This is a genomic window from uncultured Bradyrhizobium sp., from assembly GCF_947648125.1.
Taxonomy (GTDB): Bacteria; Pseudomonadota; Alphaproteobacteria; order Rhizobiales; family Xanthobacteraceae; genus Bradyrhizobium.
Genome location: NZ_CANSMR010000012.1, coordinates 78,069 through 93,922, shown reverse-complemented (window position 1 = coordinate 93,922; position 15,854 = coordinate 78,069). Strand labels below are relative to the sequence as shown.

Here is a 15,854-nt window from a genome sequence, read left to right as displayed (position 1 = left end):
TGCGGCCATGACCGGCCGCTCGATTGCTCCCCAAGCGCAAGTTTGGTCATCTCCCCCGGCGCCGTTGGCCAACGCGCCGGCAGGCCTGGAGGGAACATGAAGAATCGCATTACCGGCCGCTCCGCATTCCTGGCGCTGCTGAAGGACGAGGGCGTCACGCATCTGTTCGGCAATCCCGGCACCACCGAATTGCCGATCATGCATGCGCTGAAGGATCATCCTGACCTCACCTATGTGATGGCGATGCAGGAGAGCCTGGTCGTCGCGATGGCCGATGGTTTCAGCCGCGCCTCCGGCAAGCTGGTCGCCTGCAACGTCCATGTCGCGCCCGGTCTCGGCAATGCGATGGGCTCGCTCTACAATGCGAGCTTCACCGGCACGCCGCTGATCCTCACCGCCGGCCAGCAGGAGCAGGGCCACGGCCTGACCGAACCGGTGCTCTATGGTCCGCTGGTGCAGATGGCCACTCCCTTGGTGAAATGGGCCGTCGAGGTGACGCGGCTCGAAGACCTGCCGCGCATCGTCCGCCGCGCCGCCAAGATCGCGACCACGCCGCCCACGGGACCGGTGTTCATCTCGCTGCCCGGCGACATTCTCAACGCCGAGGCCGGCATCGAGCTCGGCCGCTCCACCCGGGTCGACAGCAGGGTCCGGCCGTCGGAGGAGTCGTTGAGTGCGCTGGCCGCGCGCATCCTGAAAGCGGAGCGTCCGGTGATCGTCGTCGGCGACGAGATCGTCAAAAGCGACGCGCTGCGCGAGGCGGCCGATCTTGCCGAGACGCTGGGCTGCCCGGCCTGGCAATCGCCGACGCCCTTTGGTTCGCATTTCCTCTCCGAAAGCCCGAGCTTCATGGGCGCGATCGCGCGGCTGCAGAAGGTCGCCCGCGATGTGCTCGCGCCCTATGATCTCCTGATTGCGCTCGGCGGCGATCCGTTGCGGATGTCGGTCTATAGCGAGGTCGATCCCCTGCCGGACGGGCTCTCGATCGTGCAGGTCGGCCTGGTCGACAGCGATCTCGCCAGGAACTATGGCGCCGAGATCGCGGTGAAGGCGGATGTGAAGGAAACGCTGCGCGCGCTGGTCCCGGCATTGAAGGAGCTCGGCGGCGGCGCGCTGGAGACGCGTGCGAGGCAGGGCCTCGCAGCGCTGTCGACGAAGAACTGGGCAGCGAAGCGCAAGGCGCTGGTCGAGCAGATCTCGAAGGCGAGCCAGACCTCACCGATCGATCCGGACTGGCTGGCGCTACAGGTCGTGGAGGCGATGCCGGACAACGCGATCCTGGTCGACGAGGGCCTGACCTCGTCGCGGCAGATCCTCGGTTTACGCCCGCATCGCGACCGCTTCGGCTATCACGCGCTCGCCTCCGGCGGCATCGGCTGGGGCCTGCCGGCCGCGGTCGGCGTCAGCCTCGCCAATCCGCAGCGCCCGGTGGTGTGCTATTCCGGCGACGGCTCATCGATGTATTCGATCCAGTCGCTGTGGACCGCGGCCAACCACAAGCTGCCGCTGACCTTCGTCATCGTCAACAATGGCGGCTACCGCATCATCAAGCAGCGCCTGCTCGCCTTCCATGGCGACGACAATTATGTCGGCATGGATTTCATCGATCCGCCGGTCGATTTCACCGGCGTCGCGCGCTCGCTCGGGCTCGAGGCGATCAAGGTGACCGATCCGCAGGAGCTGAAGGGTGTGATGAAATCGGCGTTCAGCCGTCCGGGCGCGAAGCTGATCGAGGTGATGGTCAGCAATTCGGTGAATTGAGTGGGTTGCGTTCGATCCGTCACCGTCACCCTGAGGAGCGCGAAGCGCGTCTCGAAGGATGTACGGCCCGGCCGGTGGCCGTCGATCCTTCGAGACGGCCGCCTCCTCAGGATGACGGGATGGTGAGCTGGGCGTAACCTCGTCATTGCGAGGAGCGAAGCGACGAAGCAATCCATTGGCCCGCGTATGCAGAACGATAGATTGCTTCGCTTCGCTCGCAATGACGGCGGCAATCACTCCGCTGCGTCTGCCTGCGACTTCACCCGATGTCGGCTCGCCGGATGCGTTGCGTCGAGCCTTGCACGGCCCGCGCCGAACAGCTTCTCGCGCAGCGTCCCCTTCGCATACTCCCGCTTGTAGCGGCCGCGCCTGACGAGCTCCGGCACCAGCATGTCGGCGATATCCTCGAAATCGCCGGGCGAGATCGCAAAGGCGACGTTGAGGCCGTCGACGTCGGTGTCCTCGAACCATTGCTCGATCTTGTCGGCGACCTGCTCCGGCGAGCCGACCACCACAGGGCCGGCGCCGCCGATGCCGACATGCTCGGCGACCTCGCGTACGGTCCAGACCCGATCGGGATCGGCGCGGGTGACGTTGTCCATCGCGGAGCGGCCGGCGTCGTTTTGCACGTGCCGCACTTCCTGGTCGAGCGAATAGGTCGAGAAGTCGACACCGGTCCAGCCCGACATCAGCGCCAGCGCGCCCTCATGGCTGATATGGCTGCGATACTCGGCGTATTTCGCCTTCGCCTCTGCCTCGGTCGGCGCCACGACGACGCACATCATCGAGAACATCAGGATCTCGGCTGCGTTGCGGCCCTTCTCGGCGGCGAGCTCGCGGATCGCCGATACCCGCGGGCCGATCACCTTGGCCGAAGGCCCCGACATGAAGACGCATTCGGCGTGCTCGGCGGCGAACTGACGGCCGCGCGGCGAGGTGCCGGCCTGATAGAGCACCGGCGTGCGCTGTGGCGACGGCTCGGAGAGATGGATCGCGTTGAGCCGGTAGTTGCTTCCCTCGTGCTGCACTCGATGCACCTTCGCAGGATCGGTGAAGATGCCGCGCGCGACGTCGCGGATCGCGGCGTCGTCCTCCCAGCTGCCTTCCCACAGCTTGTAGACCAGCTCCATATACTCGTCGGCGAGCTCGTAGCGGTCGTCATGCGCGGTCTGCTTGTCCTTGCCGGCGCCGCGCGCCGCGGAATCGAGATAGCCGGTCACCACGTTCCAGCCGACCCGGCCGCCGGTGAGGTGATCGAGCGTCGACATCCGCCGTGCGAACGGGTAGGGCGGCTCGAAGGAGAGATTGCTGGTGACGCCAAAGCCGAGATTTTCGGTCACCGCGGCCATCGCCGGGATCAGCATCAACGGCTCGTTGGCCGGGGTCTGCGCCGCGTTGCGCAGCGCCGCATCCGGATTGCCCGCGTACACGTCGTAGACGCCGAGCACGTCGGCGAGGAACAGGCCGTCGAACCGGCCGCGCTCCAGCGTCTTCGCCAGATCGGTCCAGTACGACAGCTTGTTGTAGTCCTTGGTGCGGTCGCGCGGATGGGTCCACAGCCCCGGCGACTGATGCGCCACGCAGTTCATGGCAAAGGCGTTGAGCCGGATTTGTTTTGTCATTGTCGAAACCTTGGTCGAAACCTTGAGCGCCGCTTCGAATGCTGCCCGGTCGGATGCCGGGCGTCCCGCATCAACTTGTTGCGACTTGCCACGTTTTGGCAAGGCCCCCTTCGCGATTCACACCCTTCCGGTGGCGCGCCGATCCCGATAGGTTGCCGGCCTCCAGAGGCATGATCCGGGCGCAAAGCGTCGCGTTCCGGTGGGTTCATGCCAAGACGCGACCGGACGAAGGAACAATCATGGCGACACGGGCCGACGCAATCGCAAATGTGCGAGAGCATTTTCAATCGGGACAGTTCTTGCAGGAGCTGGACCGCAGGGTCGGCTACCAGACCGAGAGCCTGAATGCCGATAAGGCCGATGCGCTGCGCGCCTATCTGGTCGAAAATTTGCAGCCGGCCTTCGCCGAGCTCGATTTCAAGACCCGGCTGATCGAGTCGCCGACTGGCCGCGGGCCCTATCTGATCGCCGACTACCAGGAGGATGCGGCGCGGCCGACTGTGCTGACCTACGGCCACGGCGACGTCGTCGACGGCATGGTCGGCGAATGGCGCGACGGGCTCAATCCCTGGCAGACCACGGTCAAGGGCGACCGCGTCTACGGCCGCGGCACCGCTGACAACAAGGGCCAGCATTCGATCAACATGGCCGCGCTGCGCGCGGTGAAGCAGGCGCGCGGCGGCAAGCTCGGCTTCAACGCCAAATTCATCATCGAGACCGGCGAGGAGATCGGCTCGCCCGATCTGCGCGAGGTCTGTGAGGCGCATCGCGAGGAGCTGAAGGCCGATCTGTTCATTGCCTCGGACGGGCCGCGGCTGTCGGCGGACCGGCCGACCATCTTCCTCGGCTGCCGTGGCGGCAACCGCATCCATCTCGACGTCAATCTGCGTGAGGGCGGCAACCATTCCGGCAATTGGGGCGGCGTGCTCGCCAATCCGGCGACGATTTTGGTGAACGCGATCGCGAGCCTGGTCGACGGCAAGGGCCGCATGAAGCTCGATATCCTGAAACCGCCGCCGATCTCGAACCGCGTCCGCGCCGCGCTCGCCGACGTCGAAATCAAGCCGACGGCGGACGAGCCGACGCTGGCGGAGGATTGGGGTGAGGAGGGCCTGACCGCGGCCGAGCGGCTATATGCCTGGAACACGCTGGAAGTGCTGGCGATGTCGTCGGGCAATATCGACAAGCCCGCCAATGCAATTCCGGGCAAGGCGAACGCGGTGTTGCAGCTCCGCTTCGTCGTCGGCACGAGATATCTCGAAGTGATCGATGGGGTGCGCGACTATCTGCACAAGAACGGCTTCCCGATGGTCGAGGTCTCGGGCGCGCAGCGGTTTGGCGCCTCGCGCACCGACATGGACAGCCCGTGGATCGACTGGGCGGCGAACTCGATCCGCACCACCACCGGCAAGGCGCCCGCGGTGCTGCCGAACTTCGGCGGCTCGCTGCCGAACGACGTGTTCTCGGAAGGCCTCGGCCTGCCGACGATCTGGGTGCCGCATTCCTATCCGGGCTGCTCCCAGCACGCGCCCGACGAGCACATCCTGTTGCCGGTGACCGAGGAGGCGCTGACCATCATGGCCGGCCTGTTCTGGGATCTCGGCGAGGCACCGCATAAGGGGTGAGGGGCGCTTGATCCTCCGTCATGGCCGGGCGTGTCCCGGCCATCCACGTCTTGATGCTGCGAGACAAAGACGTGGATGCCCGGGACAAGCCCGGGCATGACGAGCAGAAAGACTGGTGCCAGTCGCTGGCAAGGAAAATTAAATGACCTTATCGACGCCGATCACCTCCGAAGCCGACGTTGCCACCAAGAAAAACATCACCCGCCTGATCGTCGCGACCTCGGTCGGCAATGCGCTCGAATGGTACGACATCTCGGTCTACGCCTATTTCGCGGTCTACCTCTCCAAGGCGTTCTTCCCGGCCAATGATCCGACCACCTCGCTGCTGCTGACCTTCGGCAGCTTCGGCCTGTCGTTCCTGATCCGCCCGATCGGCGGCATCGTGCTCGGCGCTTATGCCGACCGTCACGGCCGCAAGGCCTCGCTGATGCTCTCGATCGTGCTGATGACATTTGGCACGCTGGTGCTGGCCCTGATGCCGACCTATCAGACCATCGGCATCCTGGCGCCGATCGCGGTGATGCTGGCGCGGCTGGTGCAGGGCTTTTCGGCGGGCGGCGAGTTCGGCTCCTCGACCGCGTTCCTGGTCGAGCACATGCCGGAGCGGCGCGGCTTCGTGGCGAGCTGGCAGTTCGCGAGCCAGGGCGTCAGCGGCCTGCTGGGTGCCGGCTTCGGTGCGCTGCTGACCTCGCTGATGAGCCCGGACGACCTGCAATCCTGGGGCTGGCGGCTGCCGTTCCTGTTCGGCGTGCTGATCGGCCCGGTCGGCATCTATATCCGCAACCATGTCGACGATGCGACGCCGCCACCGGCAGCCGGAAAGCAGGACTCGCCGGTGAGGGAAGTGTTCGCGCGGCAGAAGCTCGCCACGATGCTGGCGATCGGCGCGCTCGCGGTGTCGACGGCGGTCAACTATCTGATCGTCTACATGCCGACCTATGTGGTGAAGACGCTCAACCTCGCGCCGTCGGTCGGTTTCATCGCGGCATTCGCCGCGCAGACGGCGGTCGCGCTGCTGGCGCCGATCGCAGGCCTCGTCTCCGACAAGATCGGACGCACCACGCACATGATCCTGTTTGCGCTGCTGCTGCTGGTCTCGATCTTCCCGGCCTTCCTACTGCTCACGGGCAAGCCGACACCTGTCATCATCCTGCTCGGCGTGCTGTGGCTCGGCGTCCTCAAGTCACTGTATTACGGACCGCTCGCCGCGCTGATGTCGGAGCTGTTTCCGGCGGCGACGCGTGCGACGGGGCTCGGCCTCAGCTACAATATCGGCGTCACATTGTTCGGCGGCATGGGACCGGCGATCATGACCTGGATGGGTGGCTTCGCGCCGATCGGCGAACTCGCACCGGGCTACTACCTCACCGGCGTCTGCTTGCTCAGCCTGTGGGCGCTGTTCACCATCCGCCGGCTGCGGCTGGCATAGAGCATGATCCGAAAAGTGCGACGCGGTTTTTCGAGGAAATCATGCTCAAATGGCGGTGGATTTCGTGAAGCGAAATTCGAACATCCTTGTTGCTGCAAAGCAGCGTAGATAGTCGCAATCAAAGTTTCATCTGACGAAAGTATACGATGTCCGGCGCGCGCCATCCGTTTTAGGATGATGTCCGCCTGGCACGGCCATTCGTCATGCTTGGTTCAGTATTTGGATTTGAAGGCAAGGAAGATTAGGGCATGAACGCCTCCACGACTGCGACCGCACGGACCAGCCGCAAGAGGCCACCGCCGGAGCCGGGCCAACCCGACAAGTTCAACGCGATCCAGAAGGTCTGCGCGATCCTGCGCGTGCTGGCGCAGCGCTCGCCGCTGCGGCTGACCGACATCGCCGACACCACCTCGCTGAACAAGGCGACCGCGCTGCGTATCCTCAACTCGCTGATCGAGGAAGGTTTCGTCAGCCGGGTCACCGGCGCCAAGACCTATGAGCTCGGCCAGGAGGCGCGGGTGATGGCGGTCGGCGCGCGCCGCTCGGTCGATATCGCCGAACTGGCGCAGCCGAGCCTGCTCAGGCTGTCGGAGCGGTCCGCCGATACGGCGCTGTTGTCGGTGCGCTCCGGGGTCGAGGCGCTGTATCTGGCGCGCTCGGTCGGCAGCCATCCGCTGCAGCCGAATTATCTGCAGATCGGCAGCCGCCGACCGCTCGGCGTCGGCGCCGGCGCGCTTGCGCTCCTGGTCTGGCTGCCGGATGCCGAGATCGAGGCCGTGATCGAGGTGATCGTGCCGCGGCTGGCGAAATCGCCGCGCATCACGCCAAAATTCCTGCGCGAGCGGATCGCGGCGGCGCGCAAGGCCGGCCACACCGTGCTGATCGACGCCGCATTCCCCGGCATGGGCGGCGTCGGCGTGCCGGTCCGCGACGATGCCGGCGAGGTGGTCGCCGCGCTCTCGATCGGCGCGGCATCCGACCGCATCCGCCGCCGCGAAAGCGAGCTCGCCGACATGCTGAAGAAGGAAGCCCAGGTGCTGGCCCGCGCGATGGCCCAGGCGCCGAAGAGCGCGCGTACGGTGAAGGCGGGTTGAGCTGGCGCACCGCTCCGCGCCCTGACCGGCAAGCGGCGTTTGGTCAAGCGTATAATCCAGGGAACCCAAGGGCATCCAAGGGCATCGGCGCCTTGCGGGAGTGCGCCCTTCCGGTCATCATGGGCTGTCCGCCGCAGGAAACTTCCCTGACAGATGACGCGATCGCCCGACGCCACCGACGACGCTGTGACGAAGGCGTTTGCCGGCCTTCCCGCATTACTCGACCAGGCTCCCTCGCTGGTCGCGCGCGGGCGGCTGCTCGATTGTGACTGCCTGCTCGGTCCGATGGCGCGGCCATTTCACGCTGCGATCCGTGGCGGCCGCATCGTCGAGCTCGTGCCCTCGCCGGTCCTGATGCGCTCGTGGCGCTTCGCCTATCGCGCGACGCCGCAGGCCTGGGCGGCCTATTGGCAGGCCGAACCGAAACCCGGCTGGCACGATCTGCTGGCGCTGACCAAGCGCGGCGAGGCGGTGCTGGAAGGCGATCTGCATCCCTTCATGGCGCATCTGCAATACTTCAAGGACCTGCTGGCGCTGCCGCGGCAGCGTTTCGCGGCGGCCGTATCATGAGCGGCACCATCACGAACGGCCATATCGAGCCGATGGTCGGCCGCTACGTTCACGTCGAGGTCGGCGGCGAGCTGCACCGGATCTATTTCGAGGAGAACGGCAAGGGCATTCCGCTGGTCTGCCTGCACACCGCGGGATCAGACGCGCGGCAGTGGCGGCATCTGCTCGCAGATAGCGCGTTTGCCGAAAATTTCCGCGTCATTGCCTTCGATATGCCCTGGCATGGCAAGTCGAATCCGCCGAAAAGCTGGACCGGCGATGAATACCAACTCACCACAGCGCGCTACACCGAGACCATCCGCGCCTTCTGCCGTGCATTGGGGCTGGAGAAGCCTGTCGTGATGGGCTGCTCGATCGGCGGCCGCATCGTGCTCAACCTTGCGATCGAACATGCCGCCGAGTTCCGCGCGCTGATCGGGCTCGAGGCTGCCGATTTCCAGGCGCCGTGGTATGACACTGACTGGCTGAACCGCCCCGACGTTCACGGCGGCGAAGTCTGCGCTGCGCTGGTGTCGGGGCTGATTGCGCCGCAAAGCCCGGCGCCTGCGAGGATGGAAACGCTGTGGGCCTACAAGCAGGGCGGTCCCGGCGTGTTCAAGGGCGACCTTTATTTCTATCGTGTCGACGGCGACCTGCGCGGCCGGGTCGCGTCAATCGATACTAAAGTATGCAAGCTCTACCTTCTCACGGGCGAGTATGATTTCTCCTGCACGCCCGAGGACACGAGGCGGACAGCAGCGGCTATAGGGGGCGCCAGCGTCACGATCATGGAAAAGCTCGGTCATTTTCCGATGAGCGAGAATCCGGAGCAGTTTCGCCGCTATATCGCACCCGTCCTCGCCGACATTCTCACGCAGTAAATCGACGTTTCCACGAAGGAGTAGACGTATGACATCCAAATATCTGATCGGCTTCGCGCTCGCCGCCGCGCTCGGCGTGAGCCAGGCGCAGGCCGAGGAGCTGACGGGAACCCTGAAGAACATCAAGGACACCGGCGCGATTACGCTCGGCTACCGCGATTCCTCGATCCCGTTCTCCTATCTCGACGACAACCAGAAGCCCGTCGGCTACGCGATGGACATCTGCTACAAGATCGTCGATGCCATCAAGAAGGAGCTGAAGCTCGACAAGCTCGAGGTCAAGCTCAACCCGGTGACCTCGGCGACGCGTATTCCGCTGATGGCCAACGGCACCGTCGACCTCGAATGCGGCTCGACCACCAACAATGCCGAGCGCCAGAAGCAGGTCTCCTTCACCAACTCCCACTTCCTGACCGCGAGCCGTTACGTCACGAAGAAGGCGAGCAAGATTAACTCGATCGACGACCTCAAGGGCAAGACGGTGGTCTCGACCGCCGGCACCACCAACATCAAGCAGCTCACCGAAGCCAACCTCGCGCGCGGGCTGAGCGTCAATATCATCCCGGCCAAGGATCACGCCGAGGCCTTCCTGATGGTCGAGACCGACCGCGCGGTCGCCTTCGTGATGGACGACATCCTGCTCGCAAGCCTCGTCGCCGGCTCGAAGTCGCCGGGCGACTACGTGATCTCGAAGGACGCGTTCTCCAAGCCGGAGCCGTACGGCATCATGCTGCGCAAGGATGACGCGCCGTTCAAGAAGGTCGTCGACGCCGCCACCGCGGCGCTCTACACCAGCCCCGAGGGCCAGAAGATCTACGACAAGTGGTTCAACCAGAAGATCCCGCCGAAGGGCCTGAACCTCAACGTGCCGCTCGGGCCGGAGATGAAGAAGCAGCTTGCCAAGCCGTCGGATTCACCCGATCCGGATGCCTATCTGGTGAACTGATCGCAGCGTTGCGCACGACCCGTCGCCGTCGGCGGCGGGTCCCGAAAATAAGCGTGTCCGGCCATTTTGGAGGAGAATGGCCGGACATTTGCATAGACGCCGCGCGCGATGTCGGCGTAATGCGTAATCGGCGCGAGAGCGCGGGGGACCCGTGAACTACAATTGGAACTGGCACATCTTTCTCGAGCCGAACCCGATGGGGACCGGCACCTATCTCGACCTGTTGCTGTCGGGACTGGTGGTCACCGTCAAGGTGTCGGTGCTCGCCTGGATCATCGCGCTGGTCACCGGCTCGGTGGTCGGCGTGCTGCGCACGCTGCCGTCGCGGACAGCGTCGTGGATCGGCTTCTGCTGGGTCGAGTTCTTCCGCAACATGCCGCTGCTGGTGCAGCTCTTCCTGTGGTTCTTCGTGCTGCCCGAGCTGCTGCCGAAATCCGCCGGGCTGTGGCTGAAGCAGTTGCCGAACGCGCCGTTCTGGACCGCAGCGATCGGCGTCGGCCTCTTCATGTCGGCGCGCGTCGCCGTGCAATTGCAGGCCGGCATCGGCTCGCTGCCGCGCGGGCAGAAGCAGGCTTCGACCGCGCTCGGCCTCACCACGGTGCAGACCTATCGCTACGTGCTGCTGCCGATGGCGTTCCGCATCATCCTGCCGCCGCTGACCTCCGAATTCCTCAACACCATCAAGAACAGCGCGGTCGCCATCACCATCGGTCTGATCGAACTGACCGGCGAGGCGCGCTCGATGCAGGAGTTCTCGTTCCAGGTGTTCGAGGCGTTCACCGCGGCAACCGTGCTCTATCTTCTCCTCAATTTCGTCGTGGTCACCGCGATGCGCTTACTCGAGCGCTATGTCGCGATCCCCGGCTACATCACGGGCAAATGACGATGCTCGGCAATCTCGATTTCGACGTCATCCGCCGCTCGCTGCCCTACCTGTTCCTGGAGGGCATGCGCTTCACGCTGACCCTGACGGCGCTCGCCGCGTTCGGCGGCCTCGTGTTCGGCACCCTGATCGCCCTGATGCGGCTGTCGAGCTACAAGGTGCTCGGGCGCATCGCGGGCTTCTATGTCGACTTCATCCGCTCGCTGCCGCTGGTGCTGGTGATCTTCTGGTTCTACTTCCTGGTGCCTTACATCGGACAGTGGCTGACCGGCGCGTCGCGGCCTATCTCGGTCGGCGCCTTCGCCTCCTCGCTGATCACCTTCGTCGCATTCGAGGCGGCCTATTTCTCCGAGATCATGCGCGCCGGCATCCAGTCGATCTCGCGCGGCCAGCCGGCCGCGGCCAGCGCGCTCGGCCTGACCTACGCGCAGTCGATGCGCTACGTAGTGCTGCCGCAGGCGTTCCGCAACATGCTGCCGGTGCTGCTGACACAGACCATCGTGCTGTTCCAGGACACCTCGCTGGTCTACGTGCTGTCGATCCCGGATTTCCTTGGTGCCGCCAGCAAGGTCGCACAGCGCGACGGCCGCCTGGTCGAAATGTACCTGTTCGCCGCGCTGGTCTACTTCGTCATTTCCTGTGTCGCGTCCTTTGGCGTCCGCCGCCTGCAGGCGCGGATCGCCATTGTTCGCTGAACAACAAGCTGAGCCATCATGATCGAGATCAATCACGTCAATAAATGGTACGGGCCGACCTTCCAGGTGCTGAAGGACTGCACCACCAGCGTCGCCAAGGGCGAGGTGGTCGTGGTCTGCGGCCCGTCCGGCTCGGGCAAGTCGACCCTGATCAAATGCGTCAACGCGCTGGAGCCGATCCAGGACGGCGACATCACGCTCGACGGCATCAAGGTCAACGATCCCAAGACCGACCTGCCGAAGCTGCGCTCCCGCGTCGGCATGGTGTTCCAGCACTTCGAGCTGTTCCCGCATCTGCGCATCATCGACAATCTCCGCCTCGCGCAGGAGAAGGTGCTAGGCCGCAAGCATGACGATGCCACCGCCAAGGGCATGAAGCTGCTGGACCGCGTCGGGCTGAAGGATCATGCGAAGAAGTTTCCCGCCGAATTGTCCGGCGGTCAGCAGCAGCGCGTCGCGATCGCCCGCGCGCTGGCGATGGACCCGATCGCGATGCTGTTCGACGAGCCGACCTCGGCGCTCGACCCCGAGATGATCAGCGAGGTACTCGACGTCATGGTCGACCTCGCCCGCGAGGGCATGACCATGATGGTGGTGACCCATGAAATGGGCTTTGCCAACAAGGTCGCCGACCGCGTCATCTTCATGGACCGCGGCGAGATCGTCGAGGACGCCAAGAAGGCCGATTTCTTCGGCACGCCGCGCAGCGACCGCGCGCAGAAGTTCCTGTCGAAGATCTTGCAGCACTAGGGCTGGGGCGCCAGCCTCTTCCCATCGTCATTCCGGGGCGCCTCGCAGAGGCGAGCCCGGAATCCATAACCACGATCGTGAGTATGGATTCCGGGCTCGCGTCGAGTGGCGCGCCCCGGAATGACAGAGGCGGGGTTTTCCCCCGCTAACAATTTGCGTATACGAAGGCCTGAAACCCCCTTCGTCCGCAGGAGAACTCGCGTGGAAAAGATCGCTTACGTCAACGGCTCGTTCGTGCCGCATTCGGAGGCCAAGGTCTCGGTGTTCGACCGCGGATTCCTGTTCGCCGACGGCATCTACGAGGTGGCGGCGGTGCTCGAGGGCAAGCTGATCGACAACGCCTCGCATCTGGCGCGGCTCAAGCGCTCGGTCGGCGAGATCCAGCTTGCGCTTCCCGAGACGCTGGAGCGGATCGAGGAGATCCAGAAGGAGCTGGTCAAGCGCAACGACCTCGTCAACGGCATGGTCTATCTCGAGGTCACCCGCGGCGCCGACAAGGGGCGCGATTTCGCCTTCCCGAAGGCCGACGTCAAGCCGACCCTTGTGATGTTTACCTCGGAAAAGGACATCATCAACGCGCCGTCGGCCAAGACCGGCATCAACGTCATCACGGTGCCTGACATCCGCTGGGAGCGGCGCGACATCAAGAGCGTGGCGCTGCTGGCGCAGGTGCTGGCCAAGCAGGCCGCGGCCGCCGCCGGCGCCGGCGAGGCCTGGATGATCGAGGACGGTAAGGTCACCGAGGGCGGTTCGTCCTCGTCCTTCATCGTCACCCAGGACGACGTCATCGTGACCCGGCAGAACGGCAACGAGATCCTGCCCGGTTGCACCCGCAAGGCGGTGGTCAAGCTCGCCGCGGAACGCCAGCTTCGCATCGAGGAGCGCGCCTTTACGGTCGAAGAAGCGCTTGCCGCCAAGGAAGCCTTCATCACCAGCGCCTCGGTGTTCGTGCAGGGCGTGGTCGCGATCGACGGCAAGACCGTCGGCAACGGCAAGGTCGGCCCGATCACCGATCGCCTGCGCGAGATCTATGTCGAGTTCGCCCGCGCGACGGCGGTTTGATCCATCCCCATTCGTGCTGTCATCGCCCGGCCTCGACCGGGCGATCCAGTATTCCAGAGACCGCGGTGCTTGAGCCGAGAGGCCGCGGCGTACTGGATGCCCCGCATGAAGCGGGGCATGACAGTGAAGTATATGGCGGACAGGATTGCCCTCACGCCGCCACCTTCACCTTCACAGGATGCACCGCGCGGAAGCCGATCGCGATCCGGTTCCAGGCGTTGATGGCGCCGATCAGCGTGGTCAGGTTGACGAGCTCGCTGTCCGTGAACTGCGCGCGCACCGCCTCGTAGTCGGCGTCGGGCGCATGCGTCTCCGCGACCAGCGTCAGTGCTTCGGTCCAGGCCAGCGCGGCGCGCTCGCGCTCGCTGTAGAGCGGCGACTCGCGCCAGGCGTTCAGCAGATAGAGCCGCTGCTCGGTCTCGCCATGCTTGCGGGCGTCCTCGGTGTGCATGTTGATGCAGTAGGCGCAGCCGTTGATCTGCGAGGCGCGGGTCTTGACCAGCTCGATCAGCGATTGCTCGAGACCGCTCGCCGTGATCTGGCCTTCGACCGCAACCAGCGCTTTGATCGTCTCGGGGGCGGCCTGGTAGAAATTCATGCGGGGCTTCATGGTCGTTCTCCTTGGTTATGGGTTGAGTAGAAAGGCTAGTGTGCACCGCCGCCGCCAGCGAGCTGGCCCGGCTTCTTCAGGAACAGCGCCGCCCCCAATGCTACGATCAGCGCCACGCCGAGCAGATAGAAGGTGTCGCTGAAGGCGAGGATGTAGGCCTGCTTCTGCACGACCCTGCCGACCGCCGCGATCGCGCGATGGGTGGCGTCGGCGTGATCGGCAACGCCGTGGCTCAGGAAATACTGGGTCAATCCCTCAATCCGCGTGCGGGTCGCCTGTTCCAGCATGGAGACCGACTGCATCAGCACGTTGGAGTGATATTGCTCGCGTTTGGTCAGCAGTGTCTGCAGCGCGGCAATGCCGATGGCGCCGCCGAGGTTGCGCATCATGTTGAACAACGCTGACGCCGACCCGGCATTCTCCGCCTCGATTCCCGCCGTCGCAACCGCCGACAGCGGAGCGAATGCCAGCGCCTGACCGACGGCCCGGACGACGTTCGGCCAAAGCAGCTGATCGGCCGCATAGTCGTTGGTCATGTAGATGTTCATGAAGTTGGAGCCGGCGAACAGCGCAAATCCGACGCCGATCACGATGCGGGGATCGAAGCGCTGCATTAGCCGCGGCACCAGCGGGATCAGCACGAGCTGCGGCAGGCCAGTCCAGGCCAGCACCATGCCGATCTGCTCGGCGTCGTAACCCTGAATGCGCGACAGATATTGCGGCAGGATGAACACCGAGCCGTACAGCGCGATGCCGAGCAGGAAGTTGGCCAGCATGCCGAAGCCGAAATTGCGGCGGGCGAGCAGGCGCAGATTGAGCAGCGGCTTCTCGACGGTGAACTCGACGATGAGGAAGGCGACCAGCGCCACGGCTGCGATCACCGACAGGCGGACGATGAAGGGCGAGCCGAACCAGTCGTCCTTGTTGCCCTCTTCCAGCACGGTCTGCAGCGCGGCGAGGCCGATCGCCATGGTGATGATGCCGAGCCAGTCGCCCTGACGGATCAGCGACAGCTTCATCGGGCTCGGATCGAGCGAGATGTACAGCATCGCGATCATCACGGCGCCCGGCACCAGATTGACATAGAAGATGTACTGCCAGCCCCAGTTCTCGGTGAGATAGCCGCCGATGGTCGGGCCGATCGCCGGCGCGAACGTTGCCGACAGCGCGAACAGCGCAAGCCCGATCGGCTGCTTCGCCTTCGGCAGCAGCGTGATGATCAGCGTGAATGCCATCGGGATCAGCACACCGCCGGTGAAGCCTTGCACGGCGCGCAGCGCGATCATCTGCGGCAGGTCCTGCGCCAGCGCGCAGGCGCCTGAGAACACCAGGAACAGGAACGCATTGGTGAGCAGATAGATGCGCACCGAGAACACCTGCGCGAGCCAGCCGGAGAGCGGGATCACCACGATCTCGGCGATCAGGTAGGAGGTCGAGATCCAGCCGCCGTCATCGATGCCCGCGCCGATCCCGCCTTGGATATCGGCAAGCGAGGCATTGACGATCTGGATGTTGAGCACCGCCATGAAGGCGCCGAGCGTGGCGCCGATCACCGCGATCCAGGTCTTGGTCGGGATCGCGGGCGTCGCCGGCGCTGCGGGCGAGGGGAGATCGGCGGCGTTGGCTGTGGGCTGGAGTGCGGTCATGGGGTCGTCCTTGCTGGCCCGCATAACATGTATTAGGCGGCCGGTTTCGATAATCTGGGAAAGACTGGAAGGATTGTCCGGCGGAGGTTGATAATCCGCCGTTGGTTCGTGAGGCGGGCATGCTTGCCAGGCTCCCTCTCCCGCTTGCGGGGGAGGGTGGGGTGGGGGCTCTCTCTGCGAGTCATGCTGTGGAGGGAGCCCCCACCCGTATTGCATCTGCGATGCAATACGGCCTCCCCCGCAAGCGGGAGAGGCGAAGAGCGGTCGTGGATGGCAAAACGCGATCGATCTTCACGGTCGA

14 protein-coding genes are annotated in these 15,854 nt (G+C 64.8%); 11 read left to right on the top strand and 3 right to left on the bottom strand.

The window, feature by feature from the left end:
• The first annotated feature begins 96 nt into the window (after positions 1-96).
• On the top strand, positions 97-1,761 hold the full coding sequence (locus tag Q0030_RS21705) for a thiamine pyrophosphate-binding protein (RefSeq protein ID WP_298371525.1): 1,665 nt from the start codon (positions 97-99) through the stop codon (positions 1,759-1,761).
• A gap of 233 nt (positions 1,762-1,994) precedes the next feature.
• Here the strand turns inward: Q0030_RS21705 and Q0030_RS21700 are convergent, their stop codons facing one another.
• Positions 1,995-3,383, bottom strand: a complete 1,389-nt coding sequence (locus tag Q0030_RS21700) for an LLM class flavin-dependent oxidoreductase (protein WP_298371524.1) — start codon at positions 3,381-3,383, stop codon at positions 1,995-1,997.
• A 239-nt stretch (positions 3,384-3,622) separates the two neighbouring features.
• Here Q0030_RS21700 and Q0030_RS21695 point away from each other — a divergent pair, with 239 nt between their 5' ends.
• The 10 genes from Q0030_RS21695 to Q0030_RS21650 all read left to right on the top strand — a co-directional run bounded on the left by Q0030_RS21695 (position 3,623) and on the right by Q0030_RS21650 (position 13,297).
• Complete coding sequence (locus Q0030_RS21695) at positions 3,623-5,008, top strand: M20 family metallopeptidase (protein WP_298371523.1); 1,386 nt, start codon at positions 3,623-3,625, stop codon at positions 5,006-5,008.
• 142 nt (positions 5,009-5,150) lie between these two features.
• The gene (locus tag Q0030_RS21690; protein ID WP_298371522.1) at positions 5,151-6,437 is read left to right on the top strand and encodes an MFS transporter; all 1,287 of its coding nucleotides are present in this window, start codon (positions 5,151-5,153) and stop codon (positions 6,435-6,437) included.
• 248 nt (positions 6,438-6,685) lie between these two features.
• Positions 6,686-7,531 carry an IclR family transcriptional regulator gene (locus Q0030_RS21685; RefSeq protein WP_298371521.1) on the top strand — a complete coding sequence of 282 codons (846 nt, stop codon included), beginning with the start codon at positions 6,686-6,688 and terminating at the stop codon, positions 7,529-7,531.
• 153 nt (positions 7,532-7,684) lie between these two features.
• Positions 7,685-8,101 (top strand): hypothetical protein, encoded by a 417-nt coding sequence (locus tag Q0030_RS21680; protein ID WP_298371520.1) that lies wholly within the window; start codon positions 7,685-7,687, stop codon positions 8,099-8,101.
• The gene (locus Q0030_RS21675; RefSeq protein WP_298371518.1) at positions 8,098-8,961 is read left to right on the top strand and encodes an alpha/beta hydrolase; all 864 of its coding nucleotides are present in this window, start codon (positions 8,098-8,100) and stop codon (positions 8,959-8,961) included. The genes Q0030_RS21680 and Q0030_RS21675 overlap by 4 nt, the downstream gene beginning before the upstream one ends.
• Before the next feature lie 28 nt (positions 8,962-8,989).
• On the top strand, positions 8,990-9,907 hold the full coding sequence (locus tag Q0030_RS21670; RefSeq protein ID WP_298371516.1) for an amino acid ABC transporter substrate-binding protein: 918 nt from the start codon (positions 8,990-8,992) through the stop codon (positions 9,905-9,907).
• Between the two features lie 151 nt (positions 9,908-10,058).
• Entirely contained in the window at positions 10,059-10,790 is a 732-nt protein-coding gene (locus tag Q0030_RS21665) for an amino acid ABC transporter permease (protein ID WP_298371514.1), read from the top strand.
• 2 nt (positions 10,791-10,792) lie between these two features.
• On the top strand, positions 10,793-11,485 hold the full coding sequence (locus Q0030_RS21660; RefSeq protein ID WP_298371512.1) for an ABC transporter permease subunit: 693 nt from the start codon (positions 10,793-10,795) through the stop codon (positions 11,483-11,485).
• A gap of 18 nt (positions 11,486-11,503) precedes the next feature.
• A complete protein-coding gene (locus tag Q0030_RS21655; RefSeq protein WP_298371510.1) occupies positions 11,504-12,235 on the top strand; it encodes an amino acid ABC transporter ATP-binding protein in 732 nt (243 codons plus the stop codon).
• Positions 12,236-12,436: 201 nt separating this feature from the next.
• Positions 12,437-13,297: a D-amino-acid transaminase gene (locus tag Q0030_RS21650; protein ID WP_298371509.1), complete on the top strand. Its 861-nt coding sequence runs from the start codon at positions 12,437-12,439 to the stop codon at positions 13,295-13,297.
• Positions 13,298-13,448: 151 nt separating this feature from the next.
• Here the strand turns inward: Q0030_RS21650 and Q0030_RS21645 are convergent, their stop codons facing one another.
• Positions 13,449-13,907: a carboxymuconolactone decarboxylase family protein gene (locus Q0030_RS21645; protein WP_194458547.1), complete on the bottom strand. Its 459-nt coding sequence runs from the start codon at positions 13,905-13,907 to the stop codon at positions 13,449-13,451.
• A 35-nt stretch (positions 13,908-13,942) separates the two neighbouring features.
• Positions 13,943-15,553: an MDR family MFS transporter gene (locus tag Q0030_RS21640; RefSeq protein WP_298371505.1), complete on the bottom strand. Its 1,611-nt coding sequence runs from the start codon at positions 15,551-15,553 to the stop codon at positions 13,943-13,945.
• Positions 15,554-15,854: the final 301 nt, after the last annotated feature.

What these genes read in the sequence shown, in the direction of transcription:
- Q0030_RS21660 (WP_298371512.1), top strand. Translation starts at nt 10,793, where the DNA reads ATGCTCGGCAATCTCGATTTCGACGTCATCCGCCGCTCGCTGCCCTAC.
- Q0030_RS21705 (WP_298371525.1), top strand. Translation starts at nt 97, where the DNA reads ATGAAGAATCGCATTACCGGCCGCTCCGCATTCCTGGCGCTGCTGAAG.
- Q0030_RS21685 (WP_298371521.1), top strand. Translation starts at nt 6,686, where the DNA reads ATGAACGCCTCCACGACTGCGACCGCACGGACCAGCCGCAAGAGGCCA.
- Q0030_RS21655 (WP_298371510.1), top strand. Translation starts at nt 11,504, where the DNA reads ATGATCGAGATCAATCACGTCAATAAATGGTACGGGCCGACCTTCCAG.
- Q0030_RS21700 (WP_298371524.1), bottom strand. Translation starts at nt 3,383, where the DNA reads ATGACAAAACAAATCCGGCTCAACGCCTTTGCCATGAACTGCGTGGCG.
- Q0030_RS21695 (WP_298371523.1), top strand. Translation starts at nt 3,623, where the DNA reads ATGGCGACACGGGCCGACGCAATCGCAAATGTGCGAGAGCATTTTCAA.
- Q0030_RS21645 (WP_194458547.1), bottom strand. Translation starts at nt 13,907, where the DNA reads ATGAAGCCCCGCATGAATTTCTACCAGGCCGCCCCCGAGACGATCAAA.
- Q0030_RS21640 (WP_298371505.1), bottom strand. Translation starts at nt 15,553, where the DNA reads ATGACCGCACTCCAGCCCACAGCCAACGCCGCCGATCTCCCCTCGCCC.
- Q0030_RS21690 (WP_298371522.1), top strand. Translation starts at nt 5,151, where the DNA reads ATGACCTTATCGACGCCGATCACCTCCGAAGCCGACGTTGCCACCAAG.
- Q0030_RS21675 (WP_298371518.1), top strand. Translation starts at nt 8,098, where the DNA reads ATGAGCGGCACCATCACGAACGGCCATATCGAGCCGATGGTCGGCCGC.
- Q0030_RS21680 (WP_298371520.1), top strand. Translation starts at nt 7,685, where the DNA reads ATGACGCGATCGCCCGACGCCACCGACGACGCTGTGACGAAGGCGTTT.
- Q0030_RS21670 (WP_298371516.1), top strand. Translation starts at nt 8,990, where the DNA reads ATGACATCCAAATATCTGATCGGCTTCGCGCTCGCCGCCGCGCTCGGC.